The organism is Polaribacter staleyi (assembly GCF_038024045.1).
Classification (GTDB): Bacteria; Bacteroidota; Bacteroidia; order Flavobacteriales; family Flavobacteriaceae; genus Polaribacter; species Polaribacter butkevichii.
On record NZ_CP150665.1, the window covers coordinates 3,408,277 to 3,428,740 of the forward strand.

Consider the following 20,464-nt stretch of genomic DNA (forward strand, 5'->3'; position numbering starts at 1 on the left):
AGTTATTATATTACAAATATATACTTTTTTTTTAAGATTTAGGTTTTCTTTTTAAAAAAGAAAGTCTTACTTTTGTATTGTTAGTTTTTAAGATGATTCAAAGAATACAAAGTATATATTTATTAATAGCAACTGCCGTTTCTGGTGGTTTAATTTTTGTATTTGATCTTTGGAATAATCTTAAAGAAGAAGTCTATGCATTGGATTTGTTTTCTAAAGACACTGTTCTTTTAAAAATTATCCCTTTGTTGTTTTTGCTTTCTGCTGTTGTTTCTTTTTTAGATATCTTTTTATTTAAAAACAGAAAATTACAATTTGTAGTTGGGCGTTTAGTTATTTTGATCAATCTCTTTTTACTAGGATTATTGATTTATGTATCTCTAACTTTACCTGGAGAAATTTCGATTTCTGAGAATGGTATTGGGATGTTCTTACCAATTTTGGTTGTTTTGCTTATTGTTTTGGCAAATAGAGCTATTAAAAAGGATGAAGATCTTGTAAAATCTGTAGATAGATTGCGATAAACCTAACATATTAGTATATTTAGTGCGAAAAAAAAACCGAGAATTTATTTCTCGGTTTTTTGTTTTTATATCTTATGGTGTTTAAATGTTATTTCATTATTTAAATTGTATTTTTAAGCAATAAAAATAATAGAACAGCACCTTTATTTAAGTGGTTGATAGTTAGTTTGTTGTGTTTGTTGTCTCACTGTTTTCGGTGAGGCTTCTCACTGTTTTCAGTGAGGTAAATATTTCACTGAAAATGGGTATTGTGCAGTTCTATTTTGTATCCTAAATTTGTAATATAATAATGAAAGAAAAGATATACGTTCACGTAGCTGATGATCATAAAATATTAATAGAAGGTATCATAGCTGTTATAAATACTGATAAAGATATTGAAATTAAAGGTTATTCTTTAACTGGTCAAGAAGTTATTGATTGGTTTCATCAAAAAGAAAATTCTGCAGATGTTTTAATACTAGACATTACCATGCCTGTTTTAGATGGTTTTCAAGTTTTAAAGTATTTTAGAAAAAAAAAGATAGACCAAAAAGTAATAATATTGTCTAGTTATGATGATCTTAAAATAGTACAAGAAGTTTTATCACTTGGTTGTAAAGGTTACATTTCTAAAAACAATGCAGGTGAGCATATTATAGATGCTATAAAAGCAGTTGCTAGAGGTGAGCAATATTTTAGTAATGATATTCAAAAGATTTTATTACAATCTTTATCAGGTCAAATAGTACCAAAAGGAGATTTACCAGATCAATTTTTGTTAAACAGTTTAACGGAAAGAGAATTGGATGTTTTAAAATTGATTACAAAAGAACATAGTACCATTGAAATGGCTGATATTTTAAATCTTAGTACAAATACAGTGGAAACTTATAGAAAAAGTTTGTTAAAAAAATTAAAAGTAAAAAATGCAGTAGGCTTAGCAATGTATGCGGTAAAAAACAATATAGTATAATTCTTATTCCCCCTAAAATAACTATTTATAAACTTTGATTTTATAAATAAAACGTCCCCTAAAAGGTTTTATAGTTATCTAAGACATATTATTTGCGCATACATTCTAGCCTTACTATTTAAATATTAAAATAGCCCTTATTTCTAATTAAATTAATTATTACTCAATTACCTATGAAAAATTTTAACTTATTTGCATTATTAGCGTCAGCAGCACTTATTTTTTCTTCTTGTTCAAATAATGAAACACAGTTGCCAGAAGAACAATCTTTAGATTTATTAAAAACATACACCATAAAAAGAGATGCTAGTGGAGCATATTCTGTTTATTTCGATTTAAATGATAACGCCAATACAGAAATGGTAGTTGAAAAAAGTATTAATAATATTTTTTTATATTCGTCGGATAGTGAAACAAGTAGAAAAACTACGCAAAATTTAGTTATTGATAATTCAGAATTAATTGTAGGTTTTGTAGATACAAGTTCAGACAAGTCTCCTAAAATAACCATTAAAGATACCAATATAAGATTAGCAAAAAGTTCTAATGATAAATTACAAGAATATAGTATTAAGAGTAACGAAGACGGTACATACAGTTTAGATTTTTCTGTATTTAAAAATGTTAGTGTAGATTTTGTGTTTAATGAGGATATTGAAACTTATGAAATTCATTTGGAAGATGGGAAAGAAGGTAAGACCAGTTTTTCTAGAATTTTAGATAAAGAAGAAGGAAAACCTTTAAAGTTTGATTTTGTGAATCATATTATTAATTCTCAAGCAAAAAGTGAAGCTGCTTCATATGAAAGAAAACCAAGAGTTATAATACTATAATTTTTTAATATTTTGAAAATAAAATTTTTACTGATAATATTTTATTTATCAACAAGTTATTGTGTGAATAAAACAAACAAAGAAGCTATATTTCCTATAGCTTCTTTGTTTATTGATGAAAATGAAATTTTCTCAGAAAATTATAAAAAAGCTAAAGCTTTATATGATGATCATAAATATGCAAGGTCTTTAAAACTAGCTTTACAAATAATTAATAAGGACAACTTAAATAGTAGCATTGAAAATTTATTAACAAACTATCTTATAGCTAGTATATATTATGCGACTCATAACAACAAAAATGCATTAAACTATTATAAAGCTACCTTAATCTGCCTTGAAAAATATAATGACTCTATTCTAAAAGTTGATTTTAATAAAGGAAATAAAATTTATTTTGATAAAGATTATATAACCTCTGAAACATTACTTAATTACGGTAATTGTTTTTTTAGGTTAAATATTAAAGAAAATGTTGAGAGTTTTAAAGACAGTGCTCTGTATTATTATTTTAAAGTGGACTTAGTTAAGTCATCTCAAAACAGTGTTTTAGACGTTAAATCGAAAGCATATAATAATATTTCTGGTATTTATATGAATGATAGTTTATATGATAAGGCAAAAGAGTTTGCTTATAAATCAATTATTATTCATAAAAAACTTAACAATAAAGTTAACGAAGCTGCTGCATTGGGTAATTTGTCTAGTATTTATCTGTTAGAAAATAATTTTAATGAAGCTAAGAAAATTTATTTTGAAGCATTAGATTTAATTAGAAATTTAAAAACTACGAAAGCTGTAAAAGTTAAAGAAGATTTATACTATAATCTAGCTTATAATTTGTATAAGTTAAAAGATTATGAGGCTTATAATTTCCAAGAATTATCTTACAAAATTAAAGATAGTTTACGTGATAATGAATTTAGAGCTATGATTTCTGAAATAACAGAAAAATATAATTTTGATGTAAAAAAGAATTTATTACTTAAAGAAGCCGAAAATAAACAGCTTAAAAATCAACGGACTTTTTGGTTATTTGGTATTGGTAGTTTTATTGTAATTGTTACTTTATTATATGGGTTGAATTATTATAAACTTCGTCAAAAGAACCTTCGTCTACAATTAACTCAGACTCAATTGGTGCAAAATCAGAATTTAGAGAAAATTAAATCTGAGTCTCAGGTTAGGATTTTGAATGCAACTATAGATGGTAAAGAGTCAGAGAGAAAGCAAATAGCAGAGACTTTACATGATAGTGTAAGTGCGCTGTTGTCGTCTGCAAATCTGCATTTACAAGCTACAAGAGGTTTGTTTAATGGGCAAACACCAATTGAAATAAATAAAACTCAAAATATTATAAAAGAAGCTTCTCAGACTATTAGAGATTTATCTCATACATTAGTTTCTTCTGTTTTGTTAAAGTTTGGATTGAAATATGCCATAAAAGATATGGCAGATAAATATTCTAATTCACAAATAAACATTGATACAAGCATAGGTGAAATTGGTAGGTATGAGCAAAGTTTTGAAATAAAAGTTCATAATATTGTCCAAGAATTTGTCAATAATATTTTAAAACATAGCAAAGCAGAAAAAGCTATGATTAAATTAGACGAACAAGGAGGGTTATTGTATTTAATAATTTCAGATGACGGAATTGGTTTTGATAAAAACAAGATTATAAATAAAGATGGACTTGGTTTAAATCAAATTGATGCAAGAATACAAATGATGGAAGGAGAGTTTCATATAGATTCTAGTAAAAAAAATGGAACTGTTATTAAAGTTGTTTTGCCTGTATTAGAAAAAGAATCAATTAACCTCGTTTAGCAAGCTCTATAATCTCCATATTCTTTATCTCTCCATTTTCTAGCTCAAAACGCAACATGGTTCTTACTTTATGGAAACCATGATTTCCTGCAGCTCCGGGGTTTAAGTGTAGTAAGTTTAGTTTTTTGTCATATTGTACTTTTAAAATATGAGAATGCCCCGAAATAAATATTTTAGGCGGATTTTCTTTTATTGCTTCACGAATTCTTAAGTCGTATCTATTAGGGTAACCACCAATATGTGTCATCCAAACAGTTACTTTCTCAACCTCAAATTTAGCGTCTAAAGGAAATTCAGATCTTGCATCTGCACCATCAATATTACCAAAAACAGCTCGTAATGGTTTTAGTTTTTTAATAGTATCTGTAACCTCCAAATTACCAATATCACCTGCATGCCAAACTTCATCTGCCTGTTTTACAAACTTTAAAATTTGAGCATCCATAAAACTATGAGTATCGGATAATAATAATATTTTTTTCATGGAAACAAATAGTAAGAAAAGTTTAACGTCTCTATTTGTTTCAAATGTAATCATAACAAAATAAATTCCGTAATTTTGATGACTACAAAAAGCATATTTTTTTGAGGTATTTTATAGAACTTTCTTATAACGGAAAAAATTATCATGGTTGGCAAATTCAACCAGATGTTATTTCTGTACAAGAAAAATTAAACAAGGCAGTGAGTACTATTTTTCAAGAAAAAATAGAAGTTGTTGGAGCAGGAAGAACAGATACAGGAGTACATGCATCGCAAATGTTTGCACATTTTGATATAGAAAAATCATTAAAAGGAGATATTCCTCATAAATTAAACTCACTTTTGCCTTTAGATATCGTCGTGTACAATGTATTTGAGGTTGATGTTGAAAAACACGCCCGTTTTGGAGCACTTAGCAGAAGTTACGAATATAAAATATGGTTGGGTAGAAATCCTTTTTTGTTAGATTTTTCTTGGCAAATTCATTCTCAAGATTTAAATGTAGATTTAATGAATGAAGCCGCAAAATTATTATTAGAATATACAGATTTTCAAACGTTTTCTAAGGTAAAGACGGATGTATATACTTACAATTGTGATATTACAGAAGCTTTGTGGAAACAAGACGGAAAAGAATTGGTTTTTTATATTACTGCAAACCGTTTTTTAAGAAATATGGTCAGAGCCATTGTAGGTACTTTGGTTGATGTTGGTTTGGGCAAAATAACAAAAGACGATTTCAGAAAAATTATAGAGAGTAAAAATAGAGGTAATGCAGGCTTATCAGTTCCTGCAAAAGGATTATTTTTAACACAAATAAAATATTAAATTTTGGCAAATAAAACAGGTAAAGCTTTTGATTTACAAATCTTTTTAAGGTTAATGTCTTATGCAAAACGCTATAAATTAAATTTTTTTATAGCAGTTTCTTCTACTATTTTATTAGCCTTTGTAGCTCTGCTTAACCCTTTTTTAATAAAAGAAACTGTAGATAAATATATTACAGAAAAAGATACGCAAGGTCTTATTAATAATATTTTATTAATGTTTGCTGTAATACTTGTAGAGGTGTTATTGCGTTTTACATTTATTTATTTTGCAAATTGGGTTGGTCAGCATATTATTAGAGATATTAGAGCAAAAACGTTTAGACATATTTTACAATTTAAAATGTCTTATTTTGATACCAATTCGGTAGGTAAATTGGTAACAAGAGTAGTTTCTGATATAGAAACCATTGCCGCTTTTTTTGCTTCAGGAGTCTTTACCATTGTTAGTGATATTTTACAAATGTTTGCGGTGGCTGCTTTAATGTTTTTCTTAAACTGGAAGTTGGCTTTAATTGCATTAGCCGTTTTACCTATTTTAATTTATGCCACAAGAGTCTTTCAACAAGCTATAAAAGCTACGTTTCAAGAAGTTAGAAACCAAGTTGCAAACCTAAATGGTTTTGTACAAGAAAGAGTTACCGGAATGAAAATTGTACAGCTCTTTAATAGAGAGAAGATTGAGTATAAGAATTTTATGAACATTAATAATAAGCACAAAGAAGCTTATGTAAAAACCATTTGGTATTTTTCAATTTTCTTTCCTATTGCAGAAATATTATCATCAATTGGTATTGGTTTAATAGTTTGGTTTGGTAGCAAACAAATTATTGGAGGAGCAGTTGCTGGTCCTGGAACCGTAATGGCTTTTGTACAAATGGCACAAATGTTATTTAGACCTTTAAGACAAATTGCAGATAAATTTAACCAATTGCAAATGGGTATTGTATCTGGAGAACGTGTTTTTAAAGTATTAGATACCCAAAGTAGTATTGTTAAAAACGGAACAATTAAAGCAGCAAAATTAAAAGGGAATATTAATTTAAAGGATGTTCGGTTTAGTTATGTTAAGGGAGAAGAGGTTTTAAAAGGAATTTCTTTAGATGTAAAAAGTGGACAAACAGTAGCCATTGTTGGGGCAACAGGAGCAGGGAAATCTACAATTATCAACTTAATAAATCGTTTTTACGAAATTGATAGTGGTACTATTTGTGTTGATGATATTTCTATTGATGAATATAATTTAGAAAGTTTAAGAAATCAAGTTGCAGTGGTTTTACAGGATGTTTTCTTGTTTTCTGATTCAATTTTAAATAACATTACGTTAAAGAATAATAATATTTCTTTTGATGAAGTAGAAAAAGCTGCAAAACAAATAGGTATTCATGATTTTATAATGACACTTCCAAGAGGATATCAATACAATGTGAAAGAACGTGGTGCTATGTTGTCTTCTGGCCAACGACAATTAATTGCTTTTTTAAGAGCTTATGTAAGTAAACCAAGTATTTTAATTTTAGATGAAGCTACCTCTTCTGTAGATTCTCATGCAGAGCAAATGATTCAGTTTGCAACAGAAACCATCACAAAAGGAAGAACTTCTATTGTAATTGCGCATCGTTTAGCAACTATAAAACAAGCAGATAAAATTATTGTAATGGATAAAGGCCTTATTGTAGAAGAGGGAACTCATAATGAGTTGTTAGACAGGGAAGAAGGATACTATAAAAATTTGTACGATAAACAATTTAGTTTAGAAAAAGCTTCTTAAAATCATTTTTTTTGATATACATTTGTAGTTCAAACAAACAAATCAAAAAAAATGAAAAAAATCGTATTATCTGTATTAGTTGCAGGTTCTTTATTAGCAACGTCTTGTAAAGAAGCAAAAAAAGGAGCAACTGACTTAAAAGATGCAACAGTAGAAACAGCTGGTAAAGCTGCAGACGCAACAACGGAAGCTGCTGGTGCAGTTGCTGAAGGAGCAAAAGAAGCGGCAGGTACTGTTGCAGAAGGAGCAACTGATGCTGCAAATGCAGTTGTAGAAGGTGCTGAAAACGCTGTTGAAGGAGTAAAAGATGCTGTTTCTGACGCAAAAGATTCTGCTTTAGCAGGAATTACAATTCCAAGTTTCTCTAACGAGGCTGTAACAAAAAACTTAACTGAATATGCTGCTTATGCAAAAGATTACATCGCTGCAAATGGTAATTTAGCTAAGATTTCTGCATTAGCGCCTAAAGGTGCTGCTTTATTAGCAAAAGGTAAAGAATTAGCTTCTAAGTTAGATGCTAAAGAAATGGCTAAATACAAAAGTGTATTATCTGCTATTCAATCTAAAATGGCTCCTTCTAAATAAGGAAAGTTGTTTTTAAAAATTAAAAAGGTTCTCTATTTAGAGAACCTTTTTTTTTTGTATGTTATTTAAAAAAATGCAGTACTACATTAAATCTTTTTTAAGTTTTTCATTAAGATCATTATAATCTACATAGAGTACAAAACCTCCGTCTTTTATATAGGATATTTCTCCTGTTTCTTCAGAAACTAACAAACAAACAGCGTCCGTTTTTTCAGAAACACCTATAGCTGCTCTATGTCTTAAACCAAATCTCGAAGGAATTTTAGTACTGTCTGAAACAGGTAAAATAACTCTGGTTGCTACAATATAATTATCTCTAATAATTAAGGCTCCATCGTGTAGTGGACTATTCTTGTAAAAAATACTTTGTAAAATAGCATCATTTACAACAGCATTCATTCTGTCTCCGGTGTTTATTAAAAAATCTAAACTATTGGTGCGTTCTATAACAATTAAAACACCTGTTTTGGTTTTAGATAAATTTTTACAAGATTCTAATATAATTTCGGTATCCACATCAGAACTAATTTCTGTTTGTAAAAATTTTAGTTGTTTTAAAAAACTACGTTTATTGGTAAAATTTGTGGTACCAATCATTAATAAAAATTTACGTATTTCTTGTTGAAATACAATAATTAAGGCAATAACTCCACCAGAAAGTAAATAGCCTAAAATACCACTTAACATTTCCATTTTTAAGGCTTGCGTAATTTTCCAGATTAAGAAAATAAACGCAATACCAATAACAATGTTAATGGCAACGGTACCTTTTAATAATTTATATATGTAATAGAGTAGTGTTGCAACTAATAAAATGTCTAACACATCTAATAAAGAAAATTCAATAAAATCGAACATGAATATTGACTGATTTTAGGCTAAAGTACTAATAAATTAGCAGAATTCAATATCAGATATTAATTTCTGCGTCCGATAATAATAGTGGATATTTCTCTCGAATCAATTTTATTTTTTCTAGAATATTTTTATCGTTGTTGTTAGATTTGCTTAAGTCGTTTAACAAGCTTTCATAATTTCTGTTGTATAATTTAACAGCCAATTTATTTCTTAAATGTGTGTATGCAGAATTTAGAATATCTAGGGTAGAAATATAAGTTTCGTAATTTGTTAACCGATCTGTTTTTATGGATATAATTGCCTTTGATGGATGGTCTGATGATGATTTATCTCTCTTACCGTTACACCAATCGCAGTTGTTTTTGTTGATGTCTAGTCCGCCGCCATTATCTATAAAGTTGATGGCAATTTGTTTTAATTCTTTTAATTGAATTATTTTTCCGTCTACAAATAACTGGTTGTTTTTGTTGATGTTTACTTCTAAGATATTCCTTTCATTGATATCTAAATCTGTGGGGTTTTCTTGTTTCTGCGGAATTTTTCTTGATATACCTGCATCAACACTCATTGTGGTGGTTACTAAGAAAAAGATTAATAATAAAAATGCGATGTCTGCCATAGAGCCAGCGTTAATTTCTGGCGATTCTTTTCTGCTCATAATTTCTAGTTTTTAAAAGTTAATAAATGGGTTTCAGTCCGAATTATTTCGAATTGATTTATTAAAGTTTGACTAGTTGAGTTTTGGTGTTAACATTTCTTTAACAAAAAGAATGCCATAAAAAAGTAAGAGTTGTCATTGCGAAGGAAGAATGAGGAAGAATCTGAGATTTCTCAATCGCTAAAAAGCGCTCATTTCGAAATGACAGCATTAAAGTTAATTGACAAGTTTTAGCCCTGATTGAAATGGCATCCTTTTTTTTAAAACTGCGTCATTGCGAGGAACGAAGCAATCTGTTAATTAATAATGAGATTGCCACAGTTTACAAAAAAGTAAACTTCGCAATGACAGAAGAAAAAAGATATAATGGAAAGCAGGAAATAGCTTCTAAAAATTATTAAGAGTTAGTTTAATGAAAGATTTTTTAGTTTCTCGCAATGAGGATTAACGAATCTGATTTACAATTTTTACAGCTTCTACAGCTTCTTTTACATCGTGAACACGTAAAATATTTGCGCCATTTAACAACGCAATGGTGTTTGCAGAAGTAGTAGCATTTAGGGCTTCTTGGGCAGAAATATCTAAGGTTTTGTACAACATAGATTTACGAGAAATTCCTGCTAAAATGGGTGCGTCTAAACTTTTAAAAAGTTCTAAATTCTTTAAGATTTCAAAATTATGAGCGTTGGTTTTTCCAAATCCGAAACCAATATCTATAATAATGTCATTTAATTTAAGTTGATGTAATTTGTGTATTTGTGCTGCAAAAAAGGAGATAATTTCTTTGGTTACGTCTTTATAAACAGGGTTTTTCTGCATGTTTTGTGGAGTACCTAACATGTGCATTAAAATATAAGGAACTTGCAAGTTGGCAACGGTTGCAAACATATTTTCATCCATTTTTCCGCCAGAAATATCGTTTACAATTGCCGCACCTGCATTTATGGTTTCTTGTGCTATTTTGCTTCTAAAAGTATCTACAGAAATAATAATTTCAGGGAAATTTTGTACCAATAAATTGATAACAGGTACAATTCTTTGTAATTCTTCTTCTTCGGAAATATGTATTGCGCCAGGTCTAGAAGAATACGCGCCAACATCTATAAAAGTGGCGCCATCTAAAAGCATTTTTTCTACTTGAGAAAGAATGTCTGCTTCGTTTTTATACTTACCACCGTCAAAGAAAGAATCTGGTGTTACATTTAAAATTCCCATTACTTTTGGAGATGCTAAATCTACTAAAGTACCTTTGCAATTTATAGTCATGTTAACTTACTACTTTATTAATTACGTGGCTAATTTTTGGCGCTTGGTAAGCGTTCATTTTTTGCATTAAATCTTCTACAGAAGTACCAACAATTAACATATCTCTATTGGTTTGTTTTAAGAAACCTTCTGCAACCATTTTATCTAATTGAAGTAAAACAGCATCAAAAAATCCATTTATATTTAAAATACCTACTGGTTTTTGTTCTATGTGTAATTGCTCTAAAGTAAGGGCTTCAAAAAGTTCATCTAGGGTTCCAAAACCACCAGGAAGCGTAATATAACCATCTACTAATTTGCTGATGATTACTTTGCGTTCGCTCATTTTTTTACAAACAATCATTTCTTCTACTTCAGAATGAACAACTTCTTCTTTTTCTAATAATTGAGGAATTACACCAATAACTTCGCCATTATGAGCTAAAACGGCATCGGCAAGCGCGCCCATCATTCCTATTTTTCCGCCACCATAAACCAAGCCAATATTATGCGCTGCAAAATGATTTCCTAATGTTATGGCAAGTTCTTTATAAATAGGGTTAAAGCCTAAGCTTGATCCGCAAAAAACAGCAATTTTTTTCAAAGTATGGGGTTTTAAAATTCTTTTGTAAAAATAAATGAAAAGCATCTAGTATTTAGTATTTTTGAACAAATACTTTTTAACAAGAGAAAATGCAAGATACCTCGAAACAATACGATGCTGTAATAGAAGAATGCAGAAGTTTATTTATAAAAAAAATGAGTGATTACGGTTCTGCGTGGCGAATTTTACGTTTACCATCATTAACAGATCAGATTTTTATTAAAGCACAAAGAATACGTCAGTTGCAAGAAAATGAAGTTAGAAAGGTTGATGAAGGAGAAAAATCTGAGTTTATTGGAATCATCAATTATTCTATAATGGCGTTAATTCAGTTAGAGAATGGTGTTGTAGCAAACCCCGATTTAAACATAGAAGAAGCAACTATTTTATACGATAAACATGCTAAAATTACTAAAGAATTAATGATGAATAAAAATCATGATTATGGTGAGGCGTGGAGAGATATGCGTGTTTCTAGTTTAACCGATTTAATTTTGCAGAAATTATTACGTGTTAAACAAATAGAAGATAATAAAGGAAAAACGTTGGTGTCTGAAGGCATTGATGCCAATTACCAAGACATGATTAATTATGCCGTTTTTGCAATGATTCATTTGGCTGAGTAAGTTGCAAAGTAAAATGATTTAGTCATTGCGAGGAACGAAGCAATCTGTTTAATTGTATCGAGAGGTTTTTATAATAAATTTATGAAAAAACTAGTTTATTTAATAGCTGTTTTGCTTTTTGTGGGTTGTGCTAAGGAAGAAGCTACAACTTATAAAGAAATGAAGTCTGATGAATCTTTGTCAGAATTTTTTACCGATTCTGAATTACAAGATTTAGCTAAAATTGTTGATTTTTTTGAAAGTGAAATTTGTTTAGATAAAAGTAAGTCTAAAGATGAAGCTTATTTTGAATTCAATAAAAATATCATTGAAGAATGCCTTAAAGAAATAAAAGGGTTTAAAATTCCTTTAAATTACAAACTTCAAGAGGAAGTGTATTCGAAAATTGACACTGCTTTTTTTAAAGAAATTTGGGTGCATAAAACTTTTTATGAGGGATTAGATAGTAAAACAGCAATTGTTGATAAAGCTTATGATTTAAATTTATTTGGAAAATATATTTTGTTTCTGAAGAGTTTAAATAATGAAGATGTTTTATTTAGAGACTTTTATAAGATGTTTAGTCTGACTAATGAGATTTCTTTTGGTGTGCAATCATCAGTATTTTATCATTTTAAAATGAAAGAATTTAAAGGAATAAAAAGAAGAATGTTTTTTGCCGTTTATTATTTAACAGTAAATGATAAAATGCATAATTATATAAATAGAAAATCATGATACAAAAATTGATTACCCAAATTTCAAGAATATTAGTCGGAGCTTTATTTATTTTTTCTGGCTTTGTAAAATTAGTAGATCCTATTGGGTCTCAATATAAGTTTCAAGAATATTTCTCTGCCGACGTTTTAAATATGGAGTTTTTAATTCCGTATGCATTGCCTTTTGCAATTTTATTAATTGTTGCAGAAATATTATTAGGTGTCATGATTTTAATTGGCTACAAACCAAAGTTTACTGTTTTTAGTTTGTTAGCTTTAATGCTTGTTTTTCTATTTTTAACATGGTATTCTGCGTATTATAATAAGGTAACCGACTGTGGTTGTTTTGGTGATGCAGTAAAATTATCTACTTGGGGAACTTTTTACAAGAATGTAGTTTTAATTGCATTAGTTCTTATTTTAGTAGTAGGATTAAAACATATTAAACCCATTTTTACAGGTAAAATTCCAAAAGTGATTACTTTTTTATCTTTAGCAGCTTTCTTATTTATTGTACAGCATGTTTTAACACATTTGCCAATTATAGATTTTAGAGCCTATGCAGTTGGTAAAAGTATTCCGGAAGGAATGCAATATAAAGAAGATGGTGAAATACCGCCTGTACATGATTTTATGCTAGAAGATGAACAAGCAGATTTAGCTCCAGAATTATTAAAGAAAGAAAAAGTAATGTTGGTTATCGTCTATAATTTAGATAAAGTTGATAAAAACGGATTTCCTGCAATTAAAAGAGTTGCTGCTAAAGCGAAAGAAAAAGGGTATACAGTTTACGGAGTTTCAGCGTCTTTTACAGACGATTTAATTCTTACAAAAGAAAAGTATGATTTACCGTTCGATTTTTTATTCTGTGATGAAACAACTTTAAAAACAATGATTAGAGCAAATCCTGGAGTTATCATCTTAGATAAAGGAACAGTGGTGCAAAAGAAAAATTGGATTGATGTTTACGAGTTAGAATTGTAACTTATTTACCTTTTAGAAAGTTTTTAGGGACTAATTTTTACTACGTTTGTTATCTACGTCGGTAAGAGTTAGTCCTTTTTCATTGTTAAAAAATACATTTTTAGGGCTTCCAATAATTTGAGCACTGTAAATACCAGAATGTCCAGAAAATAAATAAGAAGTTGTACACGCCAAGGCGATAAAAATTCCAGATTCAATACCAAATAATTCAATACCCATAATAGTACAAGCAATTGGTGTGTTTGTTGCACCTGCAAAAACAGCCACAAACCCCATACCTGCTAACAAAGGCATTGGCAAAGGAATAAACCAAATTAAAACGTTACCTAATGTTGCGCCAATAAAAAATAAAGGTGTTACTTCTCCTCCTTTAAAACCAGCACCTAAGGTAAAAGAGGTGAATAATAGTTTTAGAATAAAATCGTACGAATTTAAGTCGATATTAAAAGCATCTACAATGGTTGGTACACCTAATCCCATGTATTTTGTTGTTCCAATAAAGTACCAGGTAACTGCTAAAATAATACCACCAATTACAGGACGAAGTGGAGGGTATTTAATAAATTTTTTAAATGTAATTCCCCAAAAATGTGTAGACTTAGAAAACAGCATACTTACCAAACCAAAAATAATTCCTGCTAATACAGCCCATAAAATAGTTGCAGGTGTAAGTGCTGCAACTGTAGAAATTGTGTAATGTGTATGATGAGAAATATGCCAAACATCACAAAAATAGTTGGCAAAAATAGCGGCTAAAAAACTAGGTAAAATGGCATCAAATTTTATACGACCAATAACCATTACTTCTAGAGCAAAAATGGCACCTGCCAAAGGCGTTCCAAAAACGGAAGCAAAACCTGCACTAATACCTGTTATTAAAACAATTTTTCTATCGGCATCAGAAAGCTTAAAAATTTTGGTAAATTGATCTGCAATGGCACCACCAACTTGTACGGCAGTTCCCTCTCTACCAGCAGAACCTCCAAATAAATGCGTAAGTACGGTTCCTAAAAAAACTAAGGGAGCCATTTTAAAAGGAATTATTTTTTTTGGAGAATGAAATTCTTCTAGCAATAAATTATTTCCTTTAACAACACTCTCACCGTAATAATGATAAGACAAACCAATTATAAGACCTGCAATTGGTAGCAAAGCAACAATCCAAAGGTTTGCTTCTCTGTAATTGGTTGCCCATTCTAAAGACCATAAAAAAACAGCAGAAGTACTACCCGTTAATGCTCCAATAAATAGGCATATAAAAGCCCATTTTAATAAAAATAGTAAAGATAAACTTTGTTCAAATGAAAGAAATAATTTTTTAATTGTATTCATAGAGGTTACTTCCACTTAAAAAAGAAATTGTTAGATTTTATGGTATTCGAAACCACATGTTTTTTTGCTTTCACTGGCAAAAATAAACAAATAATAACTAATAAGTACTCAATTTAGGTTTGTTGGCAGGTAGGTTGCGTTAGGGATTGCAGTGGAAATCCTTTTTAAATGTTTTTAGAAATGCGTCATTGCGAGGAACGAAGCAATCTGTTTATCTAAAAGAGATTGCCACATAAAGCAGAAAAAGCTTTATTGGCAAGGACAAATTTAAAAAGATTGTAGCGCAAAGCCCGACCTGTAAGGAACGCCCAAATAAAATGAATTATGTACCATGAATTGTTGGTGTTGTATTTTTAAATTATATTGTAAGTCGATAAAAAATAGATATAGAATGAACGAATTTGTTACGTATACATCAGAAGAAAATTACGCTTTACTTACGATTAATAATGGAAAAGCAAATGCTATTTCGCATGAAGTTGTAGCGGGTTTAAATGCAGGTTTAGATAAAGCAGCGGCAGAAAATAAAGTAGTAATTCTTACAGGTCAAAAAGGAATATTATCTGGCGGATTCGATTTAAAAGTGATGACAAAATCTTCAGAAGCAGCTAAAGAATTGGTTACAAAAGGGTCTCAACTATCATTAAAAATGTTGTCTTTTTCGCAACCAATTATTATTGCGTGTTCTGGGCATGCCATTGCAAAAGGAGCTTTTTTATTACTTTCTGTAGATTATAGAATTGGTACAGAAGGCGATTTTAAAATAGGTTTAAATGAAGTAATGATTGGTATGACGATGCACAATGCCGGAATTGCGATTGCAAAATCTAGATTGTCTGAAGTGTATTTAAATAGAAGTGTAAATAACGCTGAAATTTATAATCCTAAAGATGCGGTAAAAGCAGGTTTTTTAGATATGATTGTTCCGGATACTCACTTATTGCCAACAGCTATAAAAGTAGCGGGTATGTTTGCCAAACTAAATAAGAAAGCACACGCCGAAACAAAGTTAAAAGTTAGAAAACAGCATTTATTAGATTTAGAAAATGCAATTGAATTGGATTTAAAGAGCGATATCTCTATTAATTCTTAATAAAAACGGTGAATTTTTACACTTATTTAAAGGAAATAAACTTTGTTATATTTCTTTTGAATGGTAACTTTGACGCTTAGTGAAAAACTAATTTATAGAATTTTAGGAAATGGATATATTATTAAATGTTGCAGGTAATAAAAAGATTAATGAGAAAATAACAATCTCAGGTTCTAAGAGTGAATCGAATAGATTGTTAATTCTTCAGAATTTATTTCCAGAAATTTCTATAGAAAACTTATCAGACTCAGACGATTCTGTGCACATGCAACATGCACTTTCTACAGATAAAGAAACGGTAGATATTGGTCATGCAGGTACTGCAATGCGTTTTTTAACGTCATACTTTGCCGTAAAAGAGGGTAGAGAAGTGGTTTTAACAGGTTCTGAAAGAATGCAAAACAGACCGATTGAAATTTTAGTAAATGCTTTAAAAGATTTAGGAGCAACGATTTCTTATGAAGATAAAGTTGGGTATCCGCCAATTAGAATTAAAGGTTCTAAAATTACAACAGATAAAGTTCAGATTAACGGAAACGTAAGTAGCCAGTATATTTCTTCGATGTTGCTAATTGCAGCTAAATTAGAAAACGGATTAGAAATAGAGTTATTGGGTAAAATTACTTCGGTTCCTTATATAAACATGACGTTGAGTTTGCTGAATCAATTAGGGATTGAAACTAATTTTGAAGGAAACTTCATAAAAGTGAATCCTAAAAAATCAATAGAAAAACAACTTGTTGTTGTAGAATCAGACTGGTCTTCTGCTAGTTATTTTTATTCAATTATTGCTTTGGCAGAAATTGGGTCAGAAATTTCTTTATCAGCATATAAAAAAGAAAGCTTACAAGGAGATTCTTGTTTGGCAGAAATTTATCAGCATTTTGGAGTAGAAACTATTTTTGGTGAGAATTTTATCACCCTTAAAAAAGTAAAAGAAACGAAGAAAGAAACCTTAGAAATCGACTTAAAAAATGCGCCAGATATTGCACAGACCATTGCAGTAACTTGTTTTGCAGAAAATATTGCCTGTAATTTAAGTGGTTTACACACGTTAAAAATTAAAGAAACAGACAGATTGGTTGCTTTAAATGACGAGTTAACTAATTTAGGAGCCATTATTTCTGTAACAGACAAAAGTTTACATTTAGAAATTTCTGCTACCATAAACTCTAATATTTCTATAAAAACCTATAACGATCATAGAATGGCAATGGCATTTGCGCCTTTGGCATTAAGAGTTCCTATTAAAATTTTAAATGCAGAAGTGGTTACAAAATCGTATCAAAAATTTTGGGACGACATGCAACAAATTGGTATTAAAATAGATAAACTATAAATAAACGGTCAAACACTTGACAACGCCTATTCCGATATCGTATATTTGCGCACTTTATAAGCAAATAGACATATGAAATTATCGCATTTTGAATTTGATTTACCAGATGAGCTTTTAGCTCAATATCCTGCAGAACATAGAGACGAATCTCGTTTAATGGTTCTTAACAGAAAAGACGGTACCATAGAACACAAAGTTTTTAAAGATGTTATAGATTACTTCGATGAAGGAGATGTTATGATGTTGAATAATACCAAGGTTTTTCCTGCAAGAATGTTTGGTAACAAAGAAAAAACAGGCGCAAGAATAGAGGTTTTCTTATTAAGAGAATTAAACTCAGAAAATAGATTGTGGGATGTTTTAGTAGATCCGGCAAGAAAAATTAGAATTGGTAATAAATTATTTTTCGGAGACGATGATAGTTTAGTAGCAGAGGTTATAGACAACACAACATCTAGAGGAAGAACTTTACGTTTCTTATTTGATGGTTCTTACGAAGAGTTTAGAGCAAAATTATTAGAACTTGGTCAAACACCATTACCAAAAGCAATTGGTAGAGATGTAGAACCTATAGATGATGAGCGTTACCAAACTATTTATGCAAAGCACGAAGGAGCAGTAGCAGTGCCAACAGCAGGTTTACACTTTTCTAAACATTTAATGAAACGTTTAGAAATTAAAGGAGTAGAATTTGCAGAAACTACATTACACGTTGGTTTAGGTACATTTAGCCCAGTAGAAGTAGAAGATTTATCTAAGCATAAAATGGATTCTGAGCAGATTGATATCTCAGAGGCAACTGCAGAAAAAATCAATAAAGCTAAAAAAGAAAAAAGAAGAGTTTGTGCAGTAGGTACAACAGTAATGAGAACGATAGAATCTTCAGTTTCATCTAAAGGTGAGCTAAACGGATTTACAGGTTGGACCAATAAATTCATTTTTCCTCCTCACGATTTCAGTATCGCTACCGCAATGATTACAAACTTTCACACACCAAAATCTACATTATTAATGCAAGCAGCCGCTTTTGGTGGTTACGATTTTGTAATGGAAGCATACAAAGAAGCAATTAAAGAAAAATATAGATTTTCTACTTACGGAGACGCTATGTTAATTATATAATTCTTTTAAGAATTTAAAACTTAAAGGCTGATAATTATTTAATTATCAGCCTTTTTTTTTATTGGGCGTTCCCTAAAAAGGTCGCGCTTGGAATTTATCTTGAGCAGAGTCGAAAGGCTATATCTTTTTAAATTTGTCATTGCGAATAAAGCTTTTCTGCTTTATGTGGCAATCTCTTTTAGATAAACAGATTGCTTCGTTCCTCGCAATGACACATTTCTAAAAACATTTAAAAAAGATGCCATTTCAATCGCTAACGCAACCTACTTGCTAACAAAAGGTATAACCTCAAATTATATACGTATTTTTGCAGCGGTCAATTTTTAATCATTAAACTTTGATTTTTTTAAATAATAATTATTTTGGATAAAAAGAAAGACATAAGAGCCTTAACTAAAGAACAATTACGCGATTTTTTTGTAGAAAATGGCGATAAAGCTTTTAGAGGAAACCAGGTGTATGAATGGCTTTGGAGCAAGTCTTTACATACTTTTGATGCAATGACAAACATTTCTAAAGAAACAAGAGAAATGTTAGAAGCAAACTTTGTTATTAATCATATCAAAGTAGATTCTATGCAAAAAAGTAAAGATGGAACCATAAAAAACGGAATTAAATTACACGATGGTTTAATTGTAGAGTCTGTTTTAATACCTACAGAAAAAAGAACAACAGCTTGTGTTTCTAGTCAAGTGGGTTGTAGTTTAGATTGTTTGTTCTGTGCAACTTCGCGTTTAAAAAGAATGCGTAACCTAAACCCAGATGAAATTTACGATCAAGTTGTTGTTATAGACAGACAAAGTAGATTGTATTATGATAGAAAATTAACCAACATTGTTTTTATGGGAATGGGAGAACCCTTAATGAACTATAAAAACATGATGAAATCTATAGAGATGATTACATCTCCAGAAGGTTTAGGTATGTCGTCTAAAAGAATTACAGTTTCTACATCTGGAGTGCCAAAAATGATAAAAATGATGGCAGATGAAGAAGCTAAATTTAATTTAGCAGTTTCTTTACACTCTGCAATCGATGAGGTTAGAACTACAATTATGCCTTTTAATACGAATTTTCCTTTAAAAGATTTAAAAGAATCTTTAGAATATTGGTACGAAAAAACAGGTAGAGAAATTACCTACGAATACATTGTTTGGGATGGTATTAACGATAAAAAAGAAGATATAAAGGCGCTAGTAGCATTTTGTAAAGCAGTGCCTTGTAAAGTCAACTTAATAGAATACAACCCTATTGATGATGGCGAGTTTCAGCAAGCAAGTTCTTCTGCAATAAATAATTATATTTCTAATTTAGAAATGAATGATATTACTGTAAATGTAAGAAGAAGTAGAGGTAAAGATATTGATGCTGCTTGCGGACAATTAGCAAATAAATCTTAATAGTTCTATTTAGAAAATTATACACAAAATAAAAAGCGCTCAATAGATTTTAAAATCTCTTGATCGCTTTTTTTATGTTTTAAGACGTTGGTTTAACCTCTTCTTCTTTCTAATAAAACAAACATCATTAAAGAAAGCATCACTCTATCGTCATCATCGCTATCTAATTCTCCAATTTTAGAAACCTCGAAGTTTCTACCAAAAAAAGATTTTAATTTTTTAAGTTCAACAACCGTTTTACCTTCGTTATTTTTAACTAGGTAAGTTGGGTTAAAAAGATATCCTGTAAAGAAACTTAAAACAGGAATTTCACCAAGTAAAGAGTCTAAAACTTTTACCCAAGGGTTTTTCTCGTTAATTACATATTGTTGTTTTTCATACTGATCAATAATTTCGTAATGCGCATTCCAAAGAGATTTCCATCCTTTTCTAGCCACTTTTCCAAACTCTTTATCCTTCTCATCAAAAAAAGAATAAGCCGTAGAAAAGTCTAACCATTTATCAGCTTTAATTTTATAGTTTAATTTAGATTTGGTATCATTTTCATAAATACTAATATCTTCTTTTAACTTAAACATTTTCTGACGCACATAGGCAATAGGTTTTCCGCTACTATCTTTTGCTGTAAAGTCGTTTGCTAACGTAGATATTTTAAATTGAAAAGTAACGGGAAAATGAATTTCTTGCATAGTAATTT

General features: G+C 29.9%; 21 protein-coding genes. 14 read left to right on the forward strand and 7 right to left on the reverse strand.

Annotated elements, in window-relative coordinates:
* Positions 1-92: 92 nt before the first annotated feature.
* From WHD07_RS14130 to WHD07_RS14145, 4 genes are all read left to right on the forward strand, one after another.
* Positions 93-524, forward strand: coding sequence for a DUF4293 domain-containing protein (locus WHD07_RS14130; RefSeq protein WP_105047533.1), 432 nt, complete (start codon positions 93-95; stop codon positions 522-524).
* Positions 525-813: 289 nt separating this feature from the next.
* Complete coding sequence (locus WHD07_RS14135; protein ID WP_343328925.1) at positions 814-1,479, forward strand: response regulator transcription factor; 666 nt, start codon at positions 814-816, stop codon at positions 1,477-1,479.
* Between the two features lie 173 nt (positions 1,480-1,652).
* Positions 1,653-2,312, forward strand: coding sequence for a hypothetical protein (locus tag WHD07_RS14140; protein WP_343328926.1), 660 nt, complete (start codon positions 1,653-1,655; stop codon positions 2,310-2,312).
* 63 nt (positions 2,313-2,375) lie between these two features.
* Complete coding sequence (locus WHD07_RS14145) at positions 2,376-4,142, forward strand: sensor histidine kinase (protein ID WP_343328927.1); 1,767 nt, start codon at positions 2,376-2,378, stop codon at positions 4,140-4,142.
* Here the strand turns inward: WHD07_RS14145 and WHD07_RS14150 are convergent.
* The gene (locus WHD07_RS14150; protein WP_343328928.1) at positions 4,129-4,626 is read right to left on the reverse strand and encodes a metallophosphoesterase family protein; all 498 of its coding nucleotides are present in this window, start codon (positions 4,624-4,626) and stop codon (positions 4,129-4,131) included. The genes WHD07_RS14145 and WHD07_RS14150 overlap by 14 nt on opposite strands.
* Before the next feature lie 101 nt (positions 4,627-4,727).
* Here WHD07_RS14150 and truA point away from each other — a divergent pair, with 101 nt between their 5' ends.
* The 3 genes from truA to WHD07_RS14165 are packed head-to-tail and all read left to right on the forward strand — an operon-like array spanning position 4,728 to position 7,808.
* Positions 4,728-5,453 carry a tRNA pseudouridine(38-40) synthase TruA gene (truA, locus tag WHD07_RS14155; RefSeq protein ID WP_343328929.1) on the forward strand — a complete coding sequence of 242 codons (726 nt, stop codon included), beginning with the start codon at positions 4,728-4,730 and terminating at the stop codon, positions 5,451-5,453.
* A gap of 3 nt (positions 5,454-5,456) precedes the next feature.
* Positions 5,457-7,223: an ABC transporter ATP-binding protein gene (locus tag WHD07_RS14160; RefSeq protein WP_343328930.1), complete on the forward strand. Its 1,767-nt coding sequence runs from the start codon at positions 5,457-5,459 to the stop codon at positions 7,221-7,223.
* A 51-nt stretch (positions 7,224-7,274) separates the two neighbouring features.
* Complete coding sequence (locus WHD07_RS14165; protein WP_343328931.1) at positions 7,275-7,808, forward strand: hypothetical protein; 534 nt, start codon at positions 7,275-7,277, stop codon at positions 7,806-7,808.
* A gap of 81 nt (positions 7,809-7,889) precedes the next feature.
* Here the strand turns inward: WHD07_RS14165 and cdaA are convergent, their stop codons facing one another.
* The 4 genes from cdaA to WHD07_RS14185 all read right to left on the reverse strand — a co-directional run bounded on the left by cdaA (position 7,890) and on the right by WHD07_RS14185 (position 11,173).
* The gene (cdaA, locus tag WHD07_RS14170) at positions 7,890-8,666 is read right to left on the reverse strand and encodes a diadenylate cyclase CdaA (RefSeq protein WP_105047539.1); all 777 of its coding nucleotides are present in this window, start codon (positions 8,664-8,666) and stop codon (positions 7,890-7,892) included.
* Between the two features lie 52 nt (positions 8,667-8,718).
* Entirely contained in the window at positions 8,719-9,324 is a 606-nt protein-coding gene (locus tag WHD07_RS14175; protein WP_343328932.1) for a biopolymer transporter ExbD, read from the reverse strand.
* A gap of 444 nt (positions 9,325-9,768) precedes the next feature.
* Positions 9,769-10,590: a dihydropteroate synthase gene (gene folP, locus WHD07_RS14180; protein WP_343328933.1), complete on the reverse strand. Its 822-nt coding sequence runs from the start codon at positions 10,588-10,590 to the stop codon at positions 9,769-9,771.
* A 1-nt stretch (position 10,591) separates the two neighbouring features.
* Positions 10,592-11,173, reverse strand: coding sequence for a TIGR00730 family Rossman fold protein (locus WHD07_RS14185; RefSeq protein ID WP_343328934.1), 582 nt, complete (start codon positions 11,171-11,173; stop codon positions 10,592-10,594).
* 89 nt (positions 11,174-11,262) lie between these two features.
* On the opposite strand from WHD07_RS14185, the gene WHD07_RS14190 reads away from it, so the two are divergent.
* The 3 genes from WHD07_RS14190 (at position 11,263) to WHD07_RS14200 (ending at position 13,481) form a co-directional block, all read left to right on the forward strand.
* Positions 11,263-11,799 (forward strand): DUF1599 domain-containing protein, encoded by a 537-nt coding sequence (locus WHD07_RS14190; protein WP_343328935.1) that lies wholly within the window; start codon positions 11,263-11,265, stop codon positions 11,797-11,799.
* A gap of 81 nt (positions 11,800-11,880) precedes the next feature.
* Entirely contained in the window at positions 11,881-12,516 is a 636-nt protein-coding gene (locus WHD07_RS14195) for a hypothetical protein (protein WP_343328936.1), read from the forward strand.
* Entirely contained in the window at positions 12,513-13,481 is a 969-nt protein-coding gene (locus WHD07_RS14200) for a BT_3928 family protein (protein WP_343328937.1), read from the forward strand. Before WHD07_RS14195 ends, WHD07_RS14200 begins: the two co-directional genes overlap by 4 nt.
* A gap of 30 nt (positions 13,482-13,511) precedes the next feature.
* Here WHD07_RS14200 and WHD07_RS14205 read toward each other — a convergent pair whose 3' ends face one another.
* Positions 13,512-14,813, reverse strand: a complete 1,302-nt coding sequence (locus WHD07_RS14205) for a voltage-gated chloride channel family protein (protein ID WP_343328938.1) — start codon at positions 14,811-14,813, stop codon at positions 13,512-13,514.
* Between the two features lie 391 nt (positions 14,814-15,204).
* Between WHD07_RS14205 and WHD07_RS14210 the strand changes: the two genes are divergently transcribed.
* The 4 genes from WHD07_RS14210 to rlmN all read left to right on the forward strand — a co-directional run bounded on the left by WHD07_RS14210 (position 15,205) and on the right by rlmN (position 19,767).
* Positions 15,205-15,906 carry a crotonase/enoyl-CoA hydratase family protein gene (locus WHD07_RS14210; protein ID WP_343328939.1) on the forward strand — a complete coding sequence of 234 codons (702 nt, stop codon included), beginning with the start codon at positions 15,205-15,207 and terminating at the stop codon, positions 15,904-15,906.
* A 109-nt stretch (positions 15,907-16,015) separates the two neighbouring features.
* Positions 16,016-17,245: a 3-phosphoshikimate 1-carboxyvinyltransferase gene (locus WHD07_RS14215; protein WP_343328940.1), complete on the forward strand. Its 1,230-nt coding sequence runs from the start codon at positions 16,016-16,018 to the stop codon at positions 17,243-17,245.
* A 72-nt stretch (positions 17,246-17,317) separates the two neighbouring features.
* A complete protein-coding gene (queA, locus tag WHD07_RS14220) occupies positions 17,318-18,367 on the forward strand; it encodes a tRNA preQ1(34) S-adenosylmethionine ribosyltransferase-isomerase QueA (protein ID WP_343328941.1) in 1,050 nt (349 codons plus the stop codon).
* Positions 18,368-18,729: 362 nt separating this feature from the next.
* The gene (gene rlmN / locus WHD07_RS14225) at positions 18,730-19,767 is read left to right on the forward strand and encodes a 23S rRNA (adenine(2503)-C(2))-methyltransferase RlmN (RefSeq protein WP_422897642.1); all 1,038 of its coding nucleotides are present in this window, start codon (positions 18,730-18,732) and stop codon (positions 19,765-19,767) included.
* A 92-nt stretch (positions 19,768-19,859) separates the two neighbouring features.
* Here the strand turns inward: rlmN and WHD07_RS14230 are convergent, their stop codons facing one another.
* Positions 19,860-20,456 carry a hypothetical protein gene (locus WHD07_RS14230; protein ID WP_105047550.1) on the reverse strand — a complete coding sequence of 199 codons (597 nt, stop codon included), beginning with the start codon at positions 20,454-20,456 and terminating at the stop codon, positions 19,860-19,862.
* Positions 20,457-20,464 lie beyond the last annotated feature (8 nt).

Excerpts from the sequence above, each read along its gene's own strand:
- WHD07_RS14205 (WP_343328938.1), bottom strand. The coding sequence starts at position 14,813 with ATGAATACAATTAAAAAATTATTTCTTTCATTTGAACAAAGTTTATCT.
- WHD07_RS14165 (WP_343328931.1), top strand. The coding sequence starts at position 7,275 with ATGAAAAAAATCGTATTATCTGTATTAGTTGCAGGTTCTTTATTAGCA.
- WHD07_RS14215 (WP_343328940.1), top strand. The coding sequence starts at position 16,016 with ATGGATATATTATTAAATGTTGCAGGTAATAAAAAGATTAATGAGAAA.
- WHD07_RS14130 (WP_105047533.1), top strand. The coding sequence starts at position 93 with ATGATTCAAAGAATACAAAGTATATATTTATTAATAGCAACTGCCGTT.
- WHD07_RS14150 (WP_343328928.1), bottom strand. The coding sequence starts at position 4,626 with ATGAAAAAAATATTATTATTATCCGATACTCATAGTTTTATGGATGCT.
- WHD07_RS14210 (WP_343328939.1), top strand. The coding sequence starts at position 15,205 with ATGAACGAATTTGTTACGTATACATCAGAAGAAAATTACGCTTTACTT.
- queA (WP_343328941.1), top strand. The coding sequence starts at position 17,318 with ATGAAATTATCGCATTTTGAATTTGATTTACCAGATGAGCTTTTAGCT.
- WHD07_RS14140 (WP_343328926.1), top strand. The coding sequence starts at position 1,653 with ATGAAAAATTTTAACTTATTTGCATTATTAGCGTCAGCAGCACTTATT.
- WHD07_RS14135 (WP_343328925.1), top strand. The coding sequence starts at position 814 with ATGAAAGAAAAGATATACGTTCACGTAGCTGATGATCATAAAATATTA.
- WHD07_RS14190 (WP_343328935.1), top strand. The coding sequence starts at position 11,263 with ATGCAAGATACCTCGAAACAATACGATGCTGTAATAGAAGAATGCAGA.
- WHD07_RS14200 (WP_343328937.1), top strand. The coding sequence starts at position 12,513 with ATGATACAAAAATTGATTACCCAAATTTCAAGAATATTAGTCGGAGCT.
- folP (WP_343328933.1), bottom strand. The coding sequence starts at position 10,590 with ATGACTATAAATTGCAAAGGTACTTTAGTAGATTTAGCATCTCCAAAA.
- WHD07_RS14230 (WP_105047550.1), bottom strand. The coding sequence starts at position 20,456 with ATGCAAGAAATTCATTTTCCCGTTACTTTTCAATTTAAAATATCTACG.
- WHD07_RS14195 (WP_343328936.1), top strand. The coding sequence starts at position 11,881 with ATGAAAAAACTAGTTTATTTAATAGCTGTTTTGCTTTTTGTGGGTTGT.
- cdaA (WP_105047539.1), bottom strand. The coding sequence starts at position 8,666 with ATGTTCGATTTTATTGAATTTTCTTTATTAGATGTGTTAGACATTTTA.
- WHD07_RS14175 (WP_343328932.1), bottom strand. The coding sequence starts at position 9,324 with ATGAGCAGAAAAGAATCGCCAGAAATTAACGCTGGCTCTATGGCAGAC.